Origin of the sequence: Streptomyces sp. NPDC026589, assembly GCF_040638385.1 — a bacterium.
GTDB lineage: Bacteria > Actinomycetota > Actinomycetes > Streptomycetales > Streptomycetaceae > Streptomyces.
On record NZ_JBEZYG010000015.1, the window covers coordinates 20969 to 38714 of the forward strand.

22 protein-coding genes are annotated in these 17746 nt (G+C 69.1%); 10 read left to right on the top strand and 12 right to left on the bottom strand.

The genetic code is table 11. The annotated features are described in order from the left end of the window. Positions 1-48: 48 nt before the first annotated feature. Positions 49-357, bottom strand: coding sequence for a hypothetical protein (locus AB0F29_RS24970; protein ID WP_361875857.1), 309 nt, complete (start codon positions 355-357; stop codon positions 49-51). A gap of 169 nt (positions 358-526) precedes the next feature. Between AB0F29_RS24970 and AB0F29_RS24975 the strand changes: the two genes are divergently transcribed. From AB0F29_RS24975 to AB0F29_RS24985, 3 genes are all read left to right on the top strand, one after another. Beyond that, positions 527-1351 (top strand): alpha/beta hydrolase, encoded by an 825-nt coding sequence (locus tag AB0F29_RS24975; RefSeq protein WP_361875859.1) that lies wholly within the window; start codon positions 527-529, stop codon positions 1349-1351. A gap of 196 nt (positions 1352-1547) precedes the next feature. After that, entirely contained in the window at positions 1548-2048 is a 501-nt protein-coding gene (locus tag AB0F29_RS24980; RefSeq protein WP_361876356.1) for a hypothetical protein, read from the top strand. 239 nt (positions 2049-2287) lie between these two features. Beyond that, positions 2288-3055, top strand: coding sequence for a TSUP family transporter (locus AB0F29_RS24985; protein ID WP_361875862.1), 768 nt, complete (start codon positions 2288-2290; stop codon positions 3053-3055). 189 nt (positions 3056-3244) lie between these two features. On the opposite strand, the gene AB0F29_RS24990 is transcribed toward AB0F29_RS24985, so the two are convergent. Then, the gene (locus AB0F29_RS24990; protein ID WP_361875865.1) at positions 3245-4105 is read right to left on the bottom strand and encodes an excalibur calcium-binding domain-containing protein; all 861 of its coding nucleotides are present in this window, start codon (positions 4103-4105) and stop codon (positions 3245-3247) included. Positions 4106-4357: 252 nt separating this feature from the next. Here AB0F29_RS24990 and AB0F29_RS24995 point away from each other — a divergent pair, with 252 nt between their 5' ends. Beyond that, positions 4358-5356 (top strand): phosphotransferase, encoded by a 999-nt coding sequence (locus AB0F29_RS24995; protein WP_361875868.1) that lies wholly within the window; start codon positions 4358-4360, stop codon positions 5354-5356. A gap of 200 nt (positions 5357-5556) precedes the next feature. Here the strand turns inward: AB0F29_RS24995 and AB0F29_RS25000 are convergent, their stop codons facing one another. Beyond that, entirely contained in the window at positions 5557-5928 is a 372-nt protein-coding gene (locus tag AB0F29_RS25000) for a VOC family protein (RefSeq protein WP_361875871.1), read from the bottom strand. A gap of 149 nt (positions 5929-6077) precedes the next feature. Between AB0F29_RS25000 and AB0F29_RS25005 the strand changes: the two genes are divergently transcribed. The 3 genes from AB0F29_RS25005 (at position 6078) to AB0F29_RS25015 (ending at position 8162) form a co-directional block, all read left to right on the top strand. Continuing rightward, positions 6078-6518, top strand: a complete 441-nt coding sequence (locus tag AB0F29_RS25005) for a hypothetical protein (RefSeq protein ID WP_361875874.1) — start codon at positions 6078-6080, stop codon at positions 6516-6518. Between the two features lie 160 nt (positions 6519-6678). Then, positions 6679-7437, top strand: a complete 759-nt coding sequence (locus AB0F29_RS25010) for a class I SAM-dependent methyltransferase (protein ID WP_361875876.1) — start codon at positions 6679-6681, stop codon at positions 7435-7437. A gap of 83 nt (positions 7438-7520) precedes the next feature. Next, a complete protein-coding gene (locus AB0F29_RS25015) occupies positions 7521-8162 on the top strand; it encodes a hypothetical protein (RefSeq protein ID WP_361875878.1) in 642 nt (213 codons plus the stop codon). Between the two features lie 1419 nt (positions 8163-9581). On the opposite strand, the gene AB0F29_RS25020 is transcribed toward AB0F29_RS25015, so the two are convergent. From AB0F29_RS25020 to AB0F29_RS25045, 6 genes are all read right to left on the bottom strand, one after another. Further along, positions 9582-10541, bottom strand: a complete 960-nt coding sequence (locus AB0F29_RS25020) for an endonuclease/exonuclease/phosphatase family protein (RefSeq protein ID WP_361876358.1) — start codon at positions 10539-10541, stop codon at positions 9582-9584. 106 nt (positions 10542-10647) lie between these two features. After that, positions 10648-10998, bottom strand: a complete 351-nt coding sequence (locus AB0F29_RS25025; protein WP_361875881.1) for a hypothetical protein — start codon at positions 10996-10998, stop codon at positions 10648-10650. Positions 10999-11028: 30 nt separating this feature from the next. Continuing rightward, positions 11029-11547 carry a cupin domain-containing protein gene (locus AB0F29_RS25030; RefSeq protein WP_361875883.1) on the bottom strand — a complete coding sequence of 173 codons (519 nt, stop codon included), beginning with the start codon at positions 11545-11547 and terminating at the stop codon, positions 11029-11031. Positions 11548-11588: 41 nt separating this feature from the next. After that, positions 11589-11951 carry a hypothetical protein gene (locus AB0F29_RS25035; RefSeq protein WP_361875886.1) on the bottom strand — a complete coding sequence of 121 codons (363 nt, stop codon included), beginning with the start codon at positions 11949-11951 and terminating at the stop codon, positions 11589-11591. A 177-nt stretch (positions 11952-12128) separates the two neighbouring features. After that, positions 12129-12371 (bottom strand): DUF397 domain-containing protein, encoded by a 243-nt coding sequence (locus tag AB0F29_RS25040; RefSeq protein WP_361875889.1) that lies wholly within the window; start codon positions 12369-12371, stop codon positions 12129-12131. A gap of 80 nt (positions 12372-12451) precedes the next feature. Then, positions 12452-12646, bottom strand: coding sequence for a hypothetical protein (locus AB0F29_RS25045; RefSeq protein WP_361875892.1), 195 nt, complete (start codon positions 12644-12646; stop codon positions 12452-12454). 153 nt (positions 12647-12799) lie between these two features. Here AB0F29_RS25045 and AB0F29_RS25050 point away from each other — a divergent pair, with 153 nt between their 5' ends. After that, positions 12800-13552: a DUF6879 family protein gene (locus AB0F29_RS25050; RefSeq protein WP_361876361.1), complete on the top strand. Its 753-nt coding sequence runs from the start codon at positions 12800-12802 to the stop codon at positions 13550-13552. 25 nt (positions 13553-13577) lie between these two features. Next, on the top strand, positions 13578-14423 hold the full coding sequence (locus AB0F29_RS25055) for a helix-turn-helix transcriptional regulator (RefSeq protein ID WP_361875895.1): 846 nt from the start codon (positions 13578-13580) through the stop codon (positions 14421-14423). Between the two features lie 30 nt (positions 14424-14453). Here the strand turns inward: AB0F29_RS25055 and AB0F29_RS25060 are convergent, their stop codons facing one another. Together AB0F29_RS25060 and AB0F29_RS25065 are read right to left on the bottom strand one after the other, a co-directional pair. Next, positions 14454-14645 carry a DUF397 domain-containing protein gene (locus AB0F29_RS25060; protein ID WP_361875898.1) on the bottom strand — a complete coding sequence of 64 codons (192 nt, stop codon included), beginning with the start codon at positions 14643-14645 and terminating at the stop codon, positions 14454-14456. Next, entirely contained in the window at positions 14645-15490 is an 846-nt protein-coding gene (locus tag AB0F29_RS25065) for a helix-turn-helix transcriptional regulator (protein WP_361875901.1), read from the bottom strand. The genes AB0F29_RS25060 and AB0F29_RS25065 overlap by 1 nt, the downstream gene beginning before the upstream one ends. A 197-nt stretch (positions 15491-15687) precedes the next feature. Here AB0F29_RS25065 and AB0F29_RS25070 point away from each other — a divergent pair, with 197 nt between their 5' ends. Beyond that, complete coding sequence (locus tag AB0F29_RS25070) at positions 15688-16350, top strand: ATP-binding protein (RefSeq protein WP_361875904.1); 663 nt, start codon at positions 15688-15690, stop codon at positions 16348-16350. Between the two features lie 43 nt (positions 16351-16393). Here AB0F29_RS25070 and AB0F29_RS25075 read toward each other — a convergent pair whose 3' ends face one another. Continuing rightward, on the bottom strand, positions 16394-17743 hold the full coding sequence (locus AB0F29_RS25075; RefSeq protein ID WP_361875906.1) for a DNA cytosine methyltransferase: 1350 nt from the start codon (positions 17741-17743) through the stop codon (positions 16394-16396). Positions 17744-17746: the final 3 nt, after the last annotated feature.

A 17746-nucleotide genomic window follows, 5' to 3' on the forward strand; every position in this document is an offset into this window, starting at 1 on the left:
GCGTCCCGTCGGCCCGATCTCACCGCCGAGGGCGGGCCGACGGGAGGCTCAGGGGTTCGCGCCGCGCCGCGTGACGGCCCAGGATGCGGCGGCGACGCCGCCCGCGACGGCGAAGACGGCGGGCCAGGCGCCGACCTTCTTGGCGAGCGGGTGCGATCCGGCGAAGGCGGCGACGTAGGCGACGGTCAGCCCGGCGGCGGCACGGGGCCCGGCCTGGCGGTTCCACTCGTACACGGCGAGGGACCCCGCGGCGGCGAGCGCGACACCGCCGAGCGGCCGCTTCCCGGTCCACCGGGCGACGCCGTAGCCTCCGACGAGCCCGCTCGCCGCCACCGCCGCTGCCGGAATCCTCACCATCGCCGCCACCATCGCTTCCTATGAGCCGTCGGGACACCTGTGGTTGCACACCTGTGGTTGCACACCTGTGGTTGCCTACTCCGCCAGAGGCTAGCGTTCGGGGCGACGGTGCCGCCGGGCGGGCCGGACCGAGGAGTGCGGGCAGCGGACGCGGAGACAGAGGTGTCGGGTGGGAGCGGTCACGACGACGGTGACGGTCGAGGACGGCGAAGCGGCAGGCGGAACCGGCCCCGTACGCCTCTCCTGCACCGACCACGGCGGCGCGGGCCCGCCCCTCCTCCTGCTGCACGGCCTGGCCGGTCATTCCGGCGAGTGGGAGGCGCTGGCGGCCCGGTTCGCGTCCACGCACCGGGTGATCGCCTTCGACGCCCGGGGCAGCGGGGCGAGCACCCGCCGCCCCGGGGACGTGACGCGGGCGGCGCACGTCCGCGACGTACTCGCGGTCGCGCGCCGGTTCGGTCTGGCGGGGGAGGACACGGTGCTCGTCGGCCAGTCGATGGGCGGCCTCACCGCGCTGCTGACGGCGGCGGCGCACCCGGAGATGTGCCGCGCGCTGGTCCTGATCGAGGCGGGCCCGGCGGGGCCGAGTCCTCGACTGCCGGAACAGATAGGTGACTGGCTCGACGCGTGGCCGGTTCCGTTCCCGGACGCGGGGGCGGCCGAGGCGTTCTTCGGCGGCGGGCCCGCTGGCCGGGCCTGGGCGGCGGGGCTCGTGCCGGGCCCCGGCGGGCTGCACCCCCGGGTCGACCGGGACGTGATGGTCGCCACCGTCCAGGAGAACGCGCACCGGCACTACTGGGACGACTGGGACGCGGTGCGCTGCCCGGTCCTCGTGGTACGGGGCGAAAATGGCGCGATGAAGCCGGACGAGGCGGACCGGATGCGGGCCCGGCACCCCGGGACGCGGATCGGCGTGATCCCGGGTGCCGGCCACGACGCCCACCTGGACAACACGGCTGCGGTGTACGGGGAGATGGCGGCGTTTCTCGCGTGACTGCGCCCGGCTGATCGCGGGTTCCCCGCGTGAGGGCGGGCCGCGGTGCCCTGTGCGGGCCGGGTAGGGTCTGGACCCTTCGCACGAGGGGGGTCTCATGCTGTTCCGCAACGCTGCCCGCACCGCCGCCGGTCCGGGTGACCGTGTCGGCGCTCACCGTCCGACCCGAACCGGCTGGCGTACAGGGGCACTTGCCGTGGTCGTGGCCGCGGCGCTGGTGTCCTGCACCCAGGCGCCGAACGGCGGCGGCCCCGGTGGGGACGTCCCGGCCGCGTCCGCGGAACCGGCGGCGGACCAGGAGCGGATCGCGGAGGACGCCGAGAACGCGGACCGGGCCGAGCGGGAGGCCGCCGAAGCGGAGCCCACCGCCGTGGCCACGCCCGGCCCCGAGCGGGTCCGCGACGCCTTCGCGACACTCCAGGCGACGCTCTACGACACCTGTACCCCGGGCGCGGGCGACTGCGCCTACTTCCTCGGCCGGGTCACCCAGGAGCTCACCGAGCTGGACGAGGCGATGCGGGCGGACGGCAAGGGCCCCGGCCACTTCGAGCAGCCGCTCGCCGACATGAAGGTCCTGTTCGACAAGCTGGGCGACGACCGGTCCGAGGCGCACCTGGAGAAGTACTTCTCCGAGATCGTCGGCACCCGCGACGGCATCAACACCTGGATGCAGGACCACCCGGACGACTACCGCTGACAGGAGCCACCGGGTTCGACTGGTTCGACTCATTCCACCGGTTCCACCTGTCCTGCACGGCCCACGAGTCCTGCACGGCCCACGAGCCCTGCCGGTCCCGCCGGTCGCCTCCGACCGCGTCCGACCGCCCCGCCGGAACAGGAGAACGTGCGCCACCCCCGTCCCGCCGCCCGACCGGGCCCCCCGGCCGCTCCGCGTGGGCCGGGGCCATGTCACGTGAGTGAGTGAGTGAGGGAAGCGTGGACCTGTACGAAGTGCTCGGCCTGCTCGCCGCCGCGACCGCGGCGGGCTGGGTGGACGCGGTGGTCGGCGGTGGCGGGGTGTTGCTCATCCCGGTACTGCTGCTGGCCTTTCCGACGTACTCGCCCGCGATGGCGCTCGGCACGAACAAGATCGCGGCGGTCATGGGCACCGCGACCGCCGCGTACATGTACCAGCGGCGCACCGAACTGGACCGCTCGGTCCTGCTGCCGGCCGCCGGGCTCGCGGTCCCCTTCGGCGCGCTGGGCGCGCTGTCCGCGTCGAGCGTTCCCGCGAGCTACTTCCGGCCCGTCATCATGGGCCTGCTCATCACGGTGGCGCTCTTCGTGGCCTTCCGGCCCGACTTCGGGGTCCAGCAGCGGAACATCGTCGTCACCCCACGCCGCCGCAACGCCGCGATCCTCGTCGCGGGCGTCGGCATCGGATTCTACGACGGGGTCTTCGGGCCCGGCGTCGGCACCTTCCTCATCATTTCCTTCACCACGCTCCTCGCTACCCGGTTCCTGGAGAGCGCGGCCATGGCGAAGGTGATCAACGCCTCCTCCAATCTGGGAGCTCTCGCGGTCTTCGCCTGGCAGGGGAACGTCCTGTGGGCCCTCGGCCTGGGAATGGCGGTGGGCAACATCGTCGGCGCGATGATCGGGTCGCGCACCGCGATGAAGAGGGGATCCGGATTCGTCCGGGTCGTTCTGGTGCTCGTGGTCACCGGCATGGTGGCCAAGATGGGATTCGACCAGTTCGTCTGACGGGCGCTGACGGGCGCTGACGGGCGCTGACGGGCGCTGACGGGTCCGGGCGGCCCGGGGCGGCCCGGGGCGGGCAGGGGCGGGCGGGGGCGGGCGGGGGCGTGACACGGGGCCTGGCGGCCTCACGGCACACCCAAGCCCGCTCACCCGCCCACCCGCCCGCCTCCGCCCCTGCGCGGGCATCGCGGCTCACTCGCAGCCGACGCCGTCCCCGTCACGGTCCAAGTGCCGCCCGTAGCCGGGGTCTCCGGCCCGGATGGGGGCGGCGCCGGCGTTCCGTACGGCGGTGCAGTTCGCGTAGGAGACGCTGCCGCCGCCGCCCCCACCACTCGTACCGTTTCCGTCGGAGGAGGAGGCGGACTCGCCCCACGGCTCACAGCCCACGCCGTCGCCGTCGCGGTCCAGGTGGGGAGCGTAGCCGGGATCGCCCTCCTCGACGGGAGCGGCCCCGGCGTCGCGGGCGGCGTCGCAGTTCTTGTAGTACGCGGGTGCCGGGTCCGTCGCCTCCGGGGCGGAGTCCGAGGCGTTCGAGGCGGGAGTCGGAGTCGTTTCGGGGGCGGCTGCGGTGACGGTGATGCGGACGACGGCGGTGGCGGCGGGGACCTCGGCGCCCTTCACGAGGACCTCGTACGTGAGCTTGTCCTCGCCGGCGTACCCGTCTCCGGCGGTGTACGTGACCGTGGTCCCGGACACCGACGCGGAACCGTGGTCGGGCTCGGTGTCGATGCTCAGCGTCAGTTCGGCGGGGTCGTAGGTGTGGAGAAGGGCCGCCAAGGCCCCGTTCTCCAGGGTGACGGAGTCGTTGTCGAGGACGTCCACGTCCAGGCTGTTGCCCCCGTCCATGCTCTGCTCGTCGTCCATGAGCGCCAGCGCCCGATCCACGGAGGTCGCAGAACCGGCCGACGCGGCGGCCTTCCCGCCCTGGTCGTCCGCGTTGCCGTCATCGCCTCCGCACCCCGTCAGGATCAGCGCGAGCGCGCCCGCTCCGGCCGATATCCGTATGCGGAGGAACCCGCGCCCGGGCCGCCGTGACTGCTTCCTCGTCTGCATGTGTTGCCCCCAAGGCCGAACGCTGTGCTGTGGAGCAGCCGATATTCGCAGCGCGGCCGGGCCTGCATCAGGGGCATGTCGGAAGCGAAGCGGAATTGTGATGAGAGCGTGTACAAAGCGTGTAGGGGGCTGGGGTGGGGGAGGAGAGGGAGGTGCCGAGGGCAGGGGCCGAGGGGATGACGGGCAAGGGCGACGGCAGCGGGTGGAGCCGACCACCCCGGTCCTTCCCGGAAGGCCGCTACGGTGTCCCGTATGAAGGACCGTCCGGCCGATATCGACGAAACCGTCCTGGCCGCCGCCCTCGGGGCCTGGGGCATCCAACCCGTCGTACTCACCCACGCCCCGGTCGGCTTCGGCGACCACCACTGGGTCGCGGCCGACGCGGAAGGCCGGCGGACCTTCGTCACGGTCGCCGACCTCGCGCACAAGCCGCACTGCGGGCGCGACGCGGCCGAGGCGTGGACGGGCCTGAGCCGCGCCATGGACACGGCCGCGACGCTCGAATCGGCCCTTGACGAGACGGCGTTGGTGGCACCGCTGCGCACCGGCGGCGGCGAGACGCTGCTCCGTCTGACCGACCGGTACGCCGTGAGCGTCTTCCCGTACGTGGACGCGCCCACCGGCCACTTCGGCCAGGTGCTGGCCCCCGGCGCGCGAGGAATGCTGGTGGAGCGGCTGGCCCAACTGCACACCACGCGGGCCCCGTTGACGACCCCGGCCCATGACCCTGCGCTGCCGGGTCGCGCGGCGATCGGAGCGGCGCTGGCCGATCCGCAGATCGTCCGCGCGGATGCGGGCCCGTACGCGCAACGCTGCCAAGCTTTGCTGACCATCAACTCTGCTGCATTGCGGTCGGCGTTGGAGCGCTACGACGACGGCACGGCGCAGCTCATGTCCGACGCATCGACCGCCGCCACTGTGGTCACCCACGGCGAACCCCACCCCGGCAACGTCCTGGACCCCGGAGGCCGTACCCTCCTGGTCGACTGGGACACCGTCGCTCTCGCGCCGCCGGAGCGCGACCTCTGGCTCGCCACCGACGCCCCGGAGGACCTGTCCCGTTACGCCGAACTCACCGGCCACCGCCCGGACCCGGAGCTACTCGCGTACTACGAACTCCGCTGGGCCCTGGACGACATGGCCGCCGCGCTCGACGTCTTCGGCACCCGGCACCCGGACACGGCCGACACGCGGCAGGCGTGGGAGGGCCTGGTCGACGCGGTGACCGCGCTGACAAACCGTCGGTGTTAGGCCCTGTCTGTCACGTGCGGAGTGAGAGGGGACCTGCCGTATCGAATGTATGGGCGGCACCCGCCATCTTCGCGGCGGGCGTGACGGTGCGAGGCGGAGTCCGGCGTGGTAGCGAGCGGCGAGCTTGTCGACGGTCCCTCGCGAAGTCGGACGACGGAAGGCGCGACACCTGTCGTGCGCGCCTGCCGCAGTGCCGTCTCTCAGTCCTGCGGTGCGACGCGGATACGGTTCCCGTCAGGATCGGCTGCGAGGAAGGTCAGCCCGAACCCCGCGTCATGGGGCTCGCGCAGGATGGTGACCCCCTTGGACTGCCACTGCTGGAAGGTCGCGTTGAGCTCGTCGGGCCCACCGTCGATGGCCAGGCAGACCTCACTGGTGCGCGGGACGTCCGGTGACAGATCCTCGAACTGGCCGGACCACAGAGCGAGGTCGGCGCCCGGCCCGAGGTCGAAGGCGATGTATCCCCGCGTCTCGAACGAGGGGGTCATACCGAGGAGGTCGCCGTAGAAAAGAGCTGCGGCGGCAGAGTCGTTCACGTAGACGATGGACACGACGGATGCGGTCGTGATCATTCCTTTTCACGGTTCGTGGGTACGCATCCACCAGCCCGGTCTGCAAACGGGCTGCACCGGACGCACGTTGGCAACCAGACGGCTGCGGTCGTCGCTTTGCTGGGGGCATGGCCCGCTGCAGGCGGGTCCCCGACACACGGGAGGACAACATGGCGACAGCCGCCGAGCCCAGGGTCCGTGACCCGCGGGACTACGTGGACCCCGAGGTCTGGTCCCGGGAGGTCCAGCTCCTCATGCGCGACTACCCCTTCGACGAGGTGATGGCAACGCGTCTCTTCCACGCCGCCGTCTCCTACCTGATCACGGCCATCGACAAGTGGGGTCACGGCCTGGAGATGTGCTGCGGCCGGACGGTCGACATCGCCGTCCACACCTTCATCCTGGACACCCGGAACTACCGCGAGTTCTGCCACCGGCACTTCGGTGGGAAATTCCTGGAGCACATCCCGGAGATCGACTTCAAGTACGACGGCAGCGTCGAGCGCACGGCGCAGATCATCGCCGACAACGGCTTCGAGATCGACTGGAAGCTGTGGGAGGCGGACTACGGCAAGTGCGGCCCGTGCAGGCCGGGCGAGAACTGCCACTGAGCCATGTCGAGCGGTTGGGCCCGCGGCGCTCACAACGTCGCGGGCCCGGCGCATGCCCCTGGGGAGTGAGGTCGTGGCGTTCGCCTGAGGCCGGCGAGCCAGCGCGGGTACGGTGGCCAGCTCGAAGGACACCGGCCCCGCTGCCCCCACGAGGAGCGTCATGCCCCGCGAGCCCCGCACCCCGGCTCAGTACTGGGACACCTACAAGCCGCACCGGGGAGAAGGCGAGCAGCCTGCCCCGGTGGCCGACCGGTTCGAGTGGACCCAGTACCCCGGCCATGGGCCCGGGGCGGAGGTGCTGGGGCGACCGTGCCGAGCACTGGACCTCGGGCCGGCGGAGGGCAAGGAAGCAGTGTTCCTGGCCCGTCAGGGCGTAGAGACGACCGGCGTTGACCTTTCCGCCGCCCAGGTCGAACGCGCCCGCAGATGGTGGAAGCACGTTCCAGGCCTGTCGTTCCTCCACGCGGACGTGTGCGACTACCTCGCCTCCAGCACGGCACCCTACGACGCGATCTACTCCGTATGGGGCGCGGTGTGGTTCACCGACCCGGAGACCCTCTTCCCTCTCCTCGCCAAGAGCCTCACACCCGGCGGAATCTTCGCTTTCAGCCAGGCCGAGCCCTCCCCCGGTGCGTACGGCCCGCAGGCGATGCACGGAAAATGGCTCGAAGGCCGCGAACGCCAACTGACCGTGATGCGCTGGCAGTACCCGCCCGAAACCTGGGCAGACCTCCTGAAGCGCCACGGCTTCACCCGTATCGAAGCCCGCATTCTGGCCGCGCCGGACGCGGCGGGCCTGGGCACCCTCCTTGTCCGCGCCCAGGCCCCCGGCCAGCCGGGCCGTGCCGGGAGGGCGCTGCGCGTTCGGCAGCGCCATCAACGTGCACGGCCCCGCCGAAGTCAGGGCTCATCTCCGTGACCTGGCCATCGGCCTTGCCCACCGCTATGCCCCGTCACCGACGTCCTGACCCGGGCGCCGGTGTCCGCTGATAGCTTCCTGCAATGAGCGAGCAACTGCCCGGCGGCGGCACCGAACTGTCACCCGACGAGATCGAAGGCCTCGACGCCAGGTGGTCGTCCAGTTGGACTCCGGGTGAGGTCGCGCAGCGGCTCGCCGGGATCAGCACGCCCTGGTGTGTGGCCGCGGGCTGGGCGCTGGACCTGTTCCGGGGCGGGCAGACGCGCGTACACGGAGACATCGAGATCGCCATTCCGGAGGCGGGTTTTCCCGAGGTCCGCGACCGCTTCCCCGGATACGTTTTCGATGCGGCGGGCAGCGGCCGGATCTGGGAGGACGCGCCGTCGGAGACACTGGCCGCTGTTCACCAGACATGGCTCCGCGATCCGGCCACCGGCAACTACCTGCTAGACGTGTTCCGGGAACCGCACGACGGCGACACCTGGATCTGCCGACGGGACGAGGGGATCCGGCTCCCGTACCGCGAGATCGTCCACCACACCCAGGACGGCATTCCGTACATGGCACCCGAACTCGTGCTCCTGTTCAAGGCCAAGCACGCCCGCCCGAAAGATCAGAGGGACTTCGACGTCACCGTCCCGCACCTGACCCGGGCGCGGCGCGCGACCCTGGCGGAGCTGCTCGCCCGCGTGCACCCGGGGCATGCCTGGCTCACGGACCTGTAGCAGGGAACGACTGGCGCAACGGCGCGCGGTGGTAGTCCGGTTGCGAGCTGGGTGGTGAGCGGGGGCGCACTTTTCGCGGATGTCGTAGCAGACCGAGAGCGTGCGGTACCGTGACGGCGATATCACGCTCTGTGCGCGCACGTAGGCGGGCACAGAGCGGCCCCCGGAGGTGCTCTAACACCCACCCGAGGGCCTAACACCCCCAGTGGAAAGAGGCCACTAGAAATGCTGCGTCATGTTATCGCGCCCTCATCGGGCTGGACCAAAGCCCCGCACACGGTCGTACGCGACCGGCGGATGAACAGCGATGCGAAAGTCCTCCTCCTGTACGTCCAGGGCCTCCCCGACTCCGCCACGGACCGCCCGCTCGGCGAGCTGGCACGGAAACTGGAGATCAAGGGCCGCACGTACCAACTGGCCAAGAAGCAACTGGTGGAGCACGGTTACGTCCACGAGTGGCGGGCCCAGGCCGATGGCGGACGCTGGGCGACGGAGCAGCTGTTCACGAACACGCCGCTGACGAGCGACGAGGCCAGGATCGTACGGGCGACGCTGGAGCCGGACGGCGGGCGCCCGCCGGGAGTGGCGGCTGCCGCTGCCGCTTCGCCTCCGCCGCCGGGTAAGCGGTATCCGACGGTCGGCGGACCGGCTCCCCGGACGGTCGGTGGCTATGAACCGGAGGAAGACCACAGTGATAAGACCACTCCCCACCCACCCTCCGAAGCGGAACGCCCGGAGCAGCACCGAGCGCAACCGGAACCGGGACCGGAGCCGGGGCCGGGACTGAGGCCTGAACCGGAACCGGGGCTGAGGCCGGAATCGGAGCCGACACCGGAACCGACGCGGGAACTCCAACCCTCTGCGGCCGATTCCACCGGGGTACCCCACGCGGCCCCGGCACCTCATGCGACCCCGCCTCCCTACCCCGCCCCGGCACCCCACCCCGCTTCCCAACTGGCCAAGGCGGAACGGCTGCTGCTGTCGCTGCGCCACACACGCCGCGACCTGTTGCTGGGGGTGCGGGAGGCGCGCGGGCTGGCGGTGGAGGCGGTGAAGTGGCTGGAGGGCGGCTTGTCGGAAGAGGATGTACGGCACGCGCTCCTGGCCGCCAGGCCCGAGGGAGGGGTGCACTCGGCGGTGGGTTTCCTGCGCCACCGCCTGATCGAGAAATGCCCGGTGACCCCGCTGCCGGCTCCGCCGCCCCCACCGCCCGTCAGGGAGCTGATCGCCTGCGCGGGCGAGGGGGAGGAACATGTCTTCCGCCCGTTGGGCGACGAGACGCTGTGCGTGGAGTGCCGCAGGGCGGCGGCGTACGCGAGCTGGATGGTCGACACGGACACGTACGACTTCCCCGAGGACATGACCTGGAGGCAACGAGTCGAGGCGGTACGGAGGGCCGACGCGCTCCGAGCCGCGCACTCACCCCAGGACGACGCGGGCGGCGACGGGCAGATGGTCGCTGCCGGTGGCGGGCAGGGTGCGGATGTGGACGACGGTGGCGGAGCGGGCCAGGACCTGATCGATCCGGGCCAGCGGGAGGGAGGCGGGGAAGCTGAAGGCGAAACCGCGCTCGGCCACGTTCAGGCGTGAGGTGAGAGGCTCCAGCCCCCGGTCCTCCACGGTCCCGTTGAGATCCCCGAGCAGAATCACCGTATCGACGCTCTCGGCGGCGATGGCACGCCCGAGCAACTCGGCACTGGCGTCTCTCCGTTCGGACGCGAGCCCACCCGCGCCGACCCGGACGGAGGGCAGATGGGCGACGTACGCCGCGACATCCCCGTACGGCGAATCGACGACGGCACGGACGCCACGGCTCCACCCTTCCGCGATGCTCGGCGGCTTGATGTCGACGACCCGCTCCCCGCTGAGCGGGTACTTGGACCAGAGCCCGACGGTGCCTCGGACGACGTGATGCGGATAGTCGGCGGCGAGAGCCTTCTGGTACACGGACAGCTGCGGAACCACCAGCTCCTCCAGCGCGACGAGATCGCCCCCGGCCTCGATCAGCGCCCGGGCGGTCGCCGCCGGATCACGGTTCTCGTCGCTGACGTTGTGCTGCACGACGACGAGCTCCCGCCCGCCGCCTTCCGCGCCGGGCAGGAGGAGCCCACCGAAGAGATGCACCCAGACCCCGACGGGCAGCAGCACCGCCACCAGCGCGACGGCGGACCGCCGCACCAGGGCGAGCACCAGGAGCAGAACGACGATCACGCCGAGCCACGGCAGAAAGGACTCCAGCAGACTCCCGACCCGCCCGACGGCGTTGGGCACCCCCCGGTGGAATGCCATCACCCCGGCCAGCACCACGGCAAGCACGGCGAGGACGCGTCCCCGCGCCCCGTTCCAGCGACCTGAAACTTCTCCGGCCTTTCCCGTCACCGAGGTCGTCCCCTTGTCCACCTGCTGATGCGCCACGACGTCCCATCCTGCTCGGCCTCGTCTTCTAGGACGGGCTGCCAGGCGAATCAGTTCTGAGGCGAGGCTCTCAGGTGGTGTACTCCTTCTCCGAGACGGCGGCTCGGTACAAGGACTGGGCGAAGTCGTTCACGTCAAGACCGGCCAAGTGCTCGATGAGCGCCTGTCTTACGTCCCGCACATGCGCGGACAACCGCTGCCCCGTGATGTCACCGGGAAGGATGACGCGCCGGAAGGCGTCCTTCTCGATCACACCACCTACGAGCTTCTCCGCGATCCAGACCGGCGTGCGTTCCCGGATCGCGAACGTCAGGTGGATACTGCGGGCCTTCGCGTCGAGCGTATGAGGGTTGTGCACCCACCCCCTCGGCAGGAGCAGGGACTGACCCGGCCGGAGGTCGACCTCCAGATCGGGCCCCACGGCTTCCCACTCCGGGATGAAGTCGGGCTGTCAGACACGGAAGGACTCCTGGTGCTCGCGCATTGGCGCGGAGAACTTCGGCCGCCAGAGCTGCCATCGCTTGACACCGGCGATCTGCACGATCACGGCCATCTGCTGATCCCAGTGGTGGAGCAGCCCTTGGCTCCCGGGCGGGGTCACGAAGGCGTGGGAGTAGTTGCTGTAACCGGTCTCCTGCTGAATGCCGCGGGAGACGTCCGCCAGGAAAGGGACGACCCGCTGGAGGTTGCCGAGCCGGATCGTGTGGCCGTCCTCGTAGAGGCTCCGCAGCTTCGCCGGGTCGGTCCGGCCCGCCGTGCGGTGGCGGTCGGGGTGCAGCGCCGTGCCGTCACTCACGACGGCGATCTCGTCGGCGGGTACGCACCCGGTTTCCAGGTAGTGGTCGATGCTCTCCGGGTTGATCACACGGTCGAGCTCGCCGGCCTCGCGTTCGTACACGCATGGCTCGTCCGGGCAGCAGGTCAGGAGCGCTGTCACGCCCGGTTCGGGCAGTAAGAGGTTGAGTGACACGGATGGCTTCCTCGCTTCACGTCACCGAAGGGGCACGGAGGTCAGGCGGGCGGGAAAGGGCACGGGAGACCGGGGTGGTGGTGGTTGAGGCAGCACACCACCGAGAAGGAGACCAGGCTCTGGGACTTGGTGTAGTGCACCCAGCAGACGTCGACCCCTCGGGGAAGGGAGTCCATCGCGTGCGCGATCTTGTGTTCGAGGGTGACGTAGGCGCGGCCGCCGTCGTCCCTATCGGCAGGGGGATTCGCCTCGTACGTGCTCTTCAGCCACGTGACGGCGGCCACCACACGGGTCCAGGTGCGGTCCGTAGCCGTCTGGTGCTGCCGCATGAGCCAGTGCCCGGTCATGAGGGGCGGCAGCGTCGAGGCGACGAAGGCCCGGGTCTGTTCGGAGTTCAGTTCCACACCCGGACGGCGTAGGGCCTCCTGGCCGTACGCGTCCCTGCTGCCGGTCCACGGACCGTATCCGTGCCAATGTCCTGACCAGGTCATCTGCGCCCTTCGCCGGGGGAGAAGGGCCGGTCCGGAGCCTGTCCGGTCCGGCCCACTACGTGGTGCTTCGCGCTCAGGAAGGGAGCCAGATTAGAGCGTCAGACCCCTCGCCCTGACCCACCCGGTGGCGAAGTCGTCGAGCTCGGCCTCGGTGAAGCGCAGCTCCTTGCCCGCACCCTCGGGCTTGCTGTCACGGATGACGAAAGAGGCCGCCGCCCCGGGGATGGCGGCGAGGCTCACGCAGGTCTCGTTGGAGCCGCCGGCGTTGCCGCCGCAGTAGGCGGCGAAGGCGTCGGCCGGCGGGATCGGCAGTGCGTAGAGGTTTCCGTTCATGGGAGAGTCCCTTTCGGTGCTGATGTCGCGGAGATTCGGTCTCCGCACCGTCGTGCTCCCGCACCTGGCAGTGCTCCGCTTCAGTGGCCCTGAGGGTGCCGCCTCAGCAGCACATTGCAGTCGGACACCGTGGTCATGTCGCCGCCTGCTCTGGCACGGTCTCTGACCGCCGAGAGTTCGGTGCATCCCGCACAGCCGTCCACGGGCGCTGGATCGGCCTCCGTGTGCGGTGAGAGCTGTACGGGAGTGGTGCTGTACCTGGTGGGCTCGGTCATGCCGCCTATGGTCGGCCGACCGGTTCGACGGCCACAGCTGATATTCGCGAATATTCTCGTGGACGAAGCGGTCATCCCTCGACATTCACATGGGGCAGCGGACAGCCTTGGAGCAGCGGAGCGAATACCCCACGAAGCGAAAGGCGGCGCATGATGGCACGGCGTTTACGGTTCAACGGCACAGGTAGCGGTGGTACGGGATGCCCATCTGTTCATGAGGACGTGGAGAGCGGCGAAGTCATCGTTCACGGACCACCGTTGACTGATGTCGACGACATCGCACAGTTGCGGCACTTGTCCGAGGGCGAGGTGGCGGTGGTCGTGCCGCGCGAACTGTTGGTCGACTGGACGCCGAGGGACACGACCCGGCAGGCTCGGATCATCGACCTGGGCGAGTTCGAGGGCCTGTTCCGTACGTTCAGTCACTCGGCCTGGCGGTTGGAGACCCGCCGACGCTTCGCCAGTGACGAAGCCACGGACACCTACCGCCAGTTCGTCGAGACCGGCGATGTCGACTGGTCCGTGGAGGATCCGTACTGCGAGCTGATCCGTTCCCAGACCGAGCAGGGCAAGCGTGTCGAACGGGTCCGGATTGTTGATCAGCCGCCGACCACAGGTCAGCTCTACCTCCTGAACAACGCGAAGCGGAACAGCGGTCTGGGGGAAGACATCCGGAACGTATGGCGAGTGGAAGCCGATCGTCTCCAACTCCCGTACGAAGACTTCTGGTTGTTCGACAGTCGGCTTGCCGCGAGACTACGCTTCGATGACGATGACCACCTCGTGGACGTCGAGTTGATCACTGAGCCGGCTGAGGTCGTCCGATACTCCGTCATCCGTGATGCGGCATGGCACCACGCGGTTCCCTACGAAGAGTTCGCGGCGAAGCTGAGCGACAGCGAGTAAGAGCAGAAGGAACAGACGCGTACCGGTGAGCACCGACTTTCAGAAGGCTCGTGAGGATTTGGGCCGACGGCTCCGGACTCTCCGTACGGAGTGCCCTCACGGCCCTCTCACCGGTACCGCACTGAGTGCTTCCCTCGGCTGGGCGCAGAGCAAAGTGAGCAAGCTGGAGAACGGACGCCAGACGCCCACTGCGGAAGACCTCCGGGCATGGGCCGACGCCACTGGACATTCGAGGGCGTACGACGAGCTGCTTGGACGGTTGAAGGGCTTTGAGTCGCACATCCGGTCCTGGCGACGACAGCTGTCGTCGGGACACCGCCCGGTACAGGAGACGTGGGACGAGGTGACGGCGGCTGCCCGCGTACTGCACGTGTGGGACTCCTTCGCCGTGAACGGTCTGCTGCAGACCCCGGACTACGCGCGGCATGTGTTCGAGCGCTATGCGACGCTCCAGAACTCACCTCGCGACACCGAGGACGCGGTACGCGCCCGCATGGACCGCCAGAGATGGCTGTACCAGCCCGGAAGGCGTCTGAACCTCCTGATGTGGGAAGGCGCGCTACGGGCTCAGGTGTGCCCGCCGGAGGTTCTGAAGGGGCAGATGGACCGCCTGCTGGGCGTTGTCGGTATGGATACCGTCCGGCTGGGGATCGTGCCGTTGGACGCCGCTCTGCGCCTTCCTCCCGCCAACGCGTTCTGGATCGTCGGTGAGCAACTGGTGATCACAGAGGACTGGCACGCGGAACTCTGGCTGGACGGCGCCGATACGGTCGCCCTGTACCGGCGAGTCTGGGAATCCCTGTGTGAGTCCGCCGTGTACGGCGCCGACGCGCAACGCGTCATCGCCCGCGCCCGACAGACGATTCCGTAGGAGTGTCGGGACAGGTGCGACCTCGCCGGACTACCGATTCTTCTCCCCCACGCTGCCCATGAACCCGACCCAGGCGGCGCGGCCGACGGATATGTGTGGGCCCTCGGGCCTCGCGGAGTCGCGTACTCCCACGGTCGCGGACAGGTCGGCGACCTCCACGCACTCCGTTCCGCTGCCCCCGCTGTACGACGACTTGAACCACTGGCCGACGCCGTGGACCATCACAGCTCCTCGCTCGCTCGCTTCAGGAGCGCGGCAGACCGTTCGATGCCCAGGGCCTGCGCACGCAGGTACTCGAACGCCAACTTATAACGTGCCAGTTCTGCGGGCTTCTCCATGAAGAGTCCGCCACCGATGATGTCCACGTACACGACGTCGAGTTCGGGTGCCGGTCCGCGGAGCACGACGAAGCTCCCCACGGCCGCCGCGTGTGCGCCCGTCTCGAAGGGCAGAATCTGCACGGTGACATGGGGGCGTCGGGCATGTTCGAGCAGATGGCGCAACTGCGCGCGCATCGTGTCGCGGCCACCCACGGCGCGGCGGATCACCGCCTCGTCGATCACCGCCCAGATGTGGGGTGGCTCGGGCCGTTCGAGCAGCTCCTGTCGCTTCATGCGGATGTCCACCATGTGCTGGATCTCCTTGTCCGCGCATCGTATTTCGGAAGCGCGGTGCACGGCCTCGGCGTAGGCGCGCGTCTGGAGCAGTCCGGGGACGTACATGCAGGCGTAGTGGTCCTCGCCGACCACCTCGTCCTCCAGGGTCAGCATGAGGTTCATGGACTCGGGGACCGGGTCCGCGAGCGAACGCCACCAGCCCTGGATCCGGGCGCCCTTGGCCAGCTCGACGAGTGAGGAGCGCTCCTCGTCCGTGGTGCCGTACTCGCGGCACAGCGCGTCGATGGCCGGCCACTTGACCGCGCCCTCCTTCCTCTCGTAGCGGCTCAGGGTCGCTTTGGAGATGCCGACCAGGGCCCCCGCCTCCTCCAGGGTGAGGCCCTTGCGCTCACGCAGGCGGCGCAGGTCCGCGCCGAGTTGGCGCCTTCGGGTGGTGGGTCCGACTGTCATGGCTGTGGTTCCTCACGTCGACGCTTCAGAGCGTGCACGGCTGATTGTTGTACGGGCAAGCCGGCGCGCGCCGGGGGCGTGCGGCACGGGCGAGTGCTCCCGCGAACGTCTGGTGAGAGTTCCAAAATGAGAGTTTCACTGACACTGTTCTCTTACGAAAGGTCACTGAAGGTGACCCTGGTTGCACGAGAGCGGTGATGGACGTGGATGGCTGTCGCTTCGGTGTGGTGCGCAAGGCGTGGGAGATGCCTTTCCTGGCGGAGCCCGCGGAGCTGGCAGGGCTCAGAAACGCGCTCAGATATCGGCTGGACCACTGGGGCCTGGGCGGCATCGTCCCGGAAGCCCAGCTCTGCGCTTCGGAGTTGGCGGCGAATGTGATCAAGCACGTGGGATGTGGCACGCCCGCGCGACTCACCGTGTCCATGAGTGGCAGCCGCCTGCGTATCGAGGTGAGCGACCCCGATGCGGGGAGCGTCCCCGTGCTCGTCACGAGTGCGGACGGGGACGAACACGGGCGTGGACTGGTGCTTGTGGACGCCCTCGCCGATCGCTGGGGTGTTGCCTTTCGGGCTACTTCGAAGGTCACTTGGTGCGAGCTGGCCACCGGCCTGCGGTCGTCGGTCGACCACGTGGACGGGCCCGAGGTGGCAAGGGCGGAGGCGTTGCTCGGGCTCCTCGGGCTGTCCGTGCGTGACAAGGTCGCTCATCAGGGGCCGCTGACTGTGGCGCACGCGGAGGAGGCCGCCATCGACGTGATCGCCGACCTCCTCCACTGGCTCCGGGCCCACGGCTGTGATCCGGACGGGGCCCTGGATCGCGCGCAGGCGCACTTCGAGGCGGAGCTGCCTGAAGTCGTATGACTGGGACCCACTCCGCCTGCGGGTTACAGGCCCCTGCGTGGAATCAGCCGCGCAAGAAGGTGTGGATCGCGGCCGCTATGGCCTTGCCCAGCGGGATCGGTACCGCATTGCCGATCTGCCGTGCGATGTCCGTCTTGGACCCGCACCACTTGAAGTCACGGGGGAACCCTTGAATACGAGCTGCCTCGTAGTGGGTGATGGGGCGCGCATCGGTCGGGTGAAGGTATCGGCCCTTCTCCGGTTTGAAGAATTCTGTCCGGATGGTGACCGACGGTTCGCCCAGGCGTAGACGCCCCATAACGTCTCCGGATCCCGAATTATGGTTGTCCCAACTGGTGGTCGAGAGGTACTTTGTCGGGATCGTCACGCCGTGCGGATATTTCTCATCGTAGATGTGAATATTACCTGCGTCATCCTCTGTGTACCATTTATCGCGGAGGTTCTTCCGGTTGCCCCTGGGGGGGATTGCTCTGTATCGGGCACGCGAAATTGTCTCCGGATTGCGGCCGAAGTGCAGGTTTTGAGTAGTGAAGATGCCCAGGACGCTGGTGTTGTTGATGTCTTCGATCTCGTCCTTGGAATCGGGAAGCTCAGTACCCAGTGGTTCCCATCCGCGGGTTTCCTCGAAAACCTCATCCACCGCACGCCAGTAGGGCAGTTCCCTCTCGATTCCATCTAGCTCCTGTCCGGCCCCCCGCCGGGGAGGTCGAATCCGGGTCCGTTCGGGGTAAGCCATTGTTCGGCCGTTTTCGACGTCTTTTCGTACACCGATGACGATGGCGCGACGTCGGGCCTGGACAGCTTCGTAGTCGGCGGCGTTGAGAAGGTACCGCTTGTTCCGTCGCTCGTCCGGTTCGGACGGAACGTGACCCGGTGGATCCACCAAACGATAGTCGGCCAGACGGCCACCCGCGCCAACCTCTTTAAGGAGATTTTGGAATTCGTCCGACTTCAGGAACCTGTCGACGTTCTCGATGACGAAGATTTTTGGCTTGATGTCTGCGACCACCCGGACATACTCTTCCCAGAGTCGATTTCGCTCTGCGCCCTTCCTGTCCCGGTTGAGGGCGGAGAAGCCCTGGCAGGGCGGGCCTCCGACGACTACGTCCGCCTTGCGCTCGTCGGCCGATGGCGTCCAAACCTCGATATTTCCGAGATGGACCCGTGCCGCCGGGATGTTCGTGTGTCCGCGCCGGTTTCCGAAGTTGACGGCGTAGGTGGCAGCGGCTGAAGTGTCGTGCTCGACGGCCGCCAGACTGCGGAAGTACGGGCCTGAACCCTCCGGCGCCCCTTCCGGGCGGAACTCGTGAAAACCCTGAGTGAAGCCCCCGCACCCCGAAAAGAGATCAACAACGGTGACGGGCTCGGGGGCGTGGGGGAGGGGCGTACGCATGGG

What these genes read in the sequence shown, in the direction of transcription:
- AB0F29_RS24970 (WP_361875857.1), bottom strand. Translation starts at nt 357, where the DNA reads ATGGTGAGGATTCCGGCAGCGGCGGTGGCGGCGAGCGGGCTCGTCGGA.
- AB0F29_RS24990 (WP_361875865.1), bottom strand. Translation starts at nt 4,105, where the DNA reads ATGCAGACGAGGAAGCAGTCACGGCGGCCCGGGCGCGGGTTCCTCCGC.
- AB0F29_RS24995 (WP_361875868.1), top strand. Translation starts at nt 4,358, where the DNA reads ATGAAGGACCGTCCGGCCGATATCGACGAAACCGTCCTGGCCGCCGCC.
- AB0F29_RS25000 (WP_361875871.1), bottom strand. Translation starts at nt 5,928, where the DNA reads ATGATCACGACCGCATCCGTCGTGTCCATCGTCTACGTGAACGACTCT.
- AB0F29_RS25005 (WP_361875874.1), top strand. Translation starts at nt 6,078, where the DNA reads ATGGCGACAGCCGCCGAGCCCAGGGTCCGTGACCCGCGGGACTACGTG.
- AB0F29_RS25010 (WP_361875876.1), top strand. Translation starts at nt 6,679, where the DNA reads ATGCCCCGCGAGCCCCGCACCCCGGCTCAGTACTGGGACACCTACAAG.
- AB0F29_RS25015 (WP_361875878.1), top strand. Translation starts at nt 7,521, where the DNA reads ATGAGCGAGCAACTGCCCGGCGGCGGCACCGAACTGTCACCCGACGAG.
- AB0F29_RS25040 (WP_361875889.1), bottom strand. Translation starts at nt 12,371, where the DNA reads ATGAACGGAAACCTCTACGCACTGCCGATCCCGCCGGCCGACGCCTTC.
- AB0F29_RS25045 (WP_361875892.1), bottom strand. Translation starts at nt 12,646, where the DNA reads ATGACCGAGCCCACCAGGTACAGCACCACTCCCGTACAGCTCTCACCG.
- AB0F29_RS25050 (WP_361876361.1), top strand. Translation starts at nt 12,800, where the DNA reads ATGGCACGGCGTTTACGGTTCAACGGCACAGGTAGCGGTGGTACGGGA.
- AB0F29_RS25060 (WP_361875898.1), bottom strand. Translation starts at nt 14,645, where the DNA reads ATGGTCCACGGCGTCGGCCAGTGGTTCAAGTCGTCGTACAGCGGGGGC.
- AB0F29_RS25065 (WP_361875901.1), bottom strand. Translation starts at nt 15,490, where the DNA reads ATGACAGTCGGACCCACCACCCGAAGGCGCCAACTCGGCGCGGACCTG.
- AB0F29_RS25070 (WP_361875904.1), top strand. Translation starts at nt 15,688, where the DNA reads ATGGACGTGGATGGCTGTCGCTTCGGTGTGGTGCGCAAGGCGTGGGAG.
- AB0F29_RS25075 (WP_361875906.1), bottom strand. Translation starts at nt 17,743, where the DNA reads ATGCGTACGCCCCTCCCCCACGCCCCCGAGCCCGTCACCGTTGTTGAT.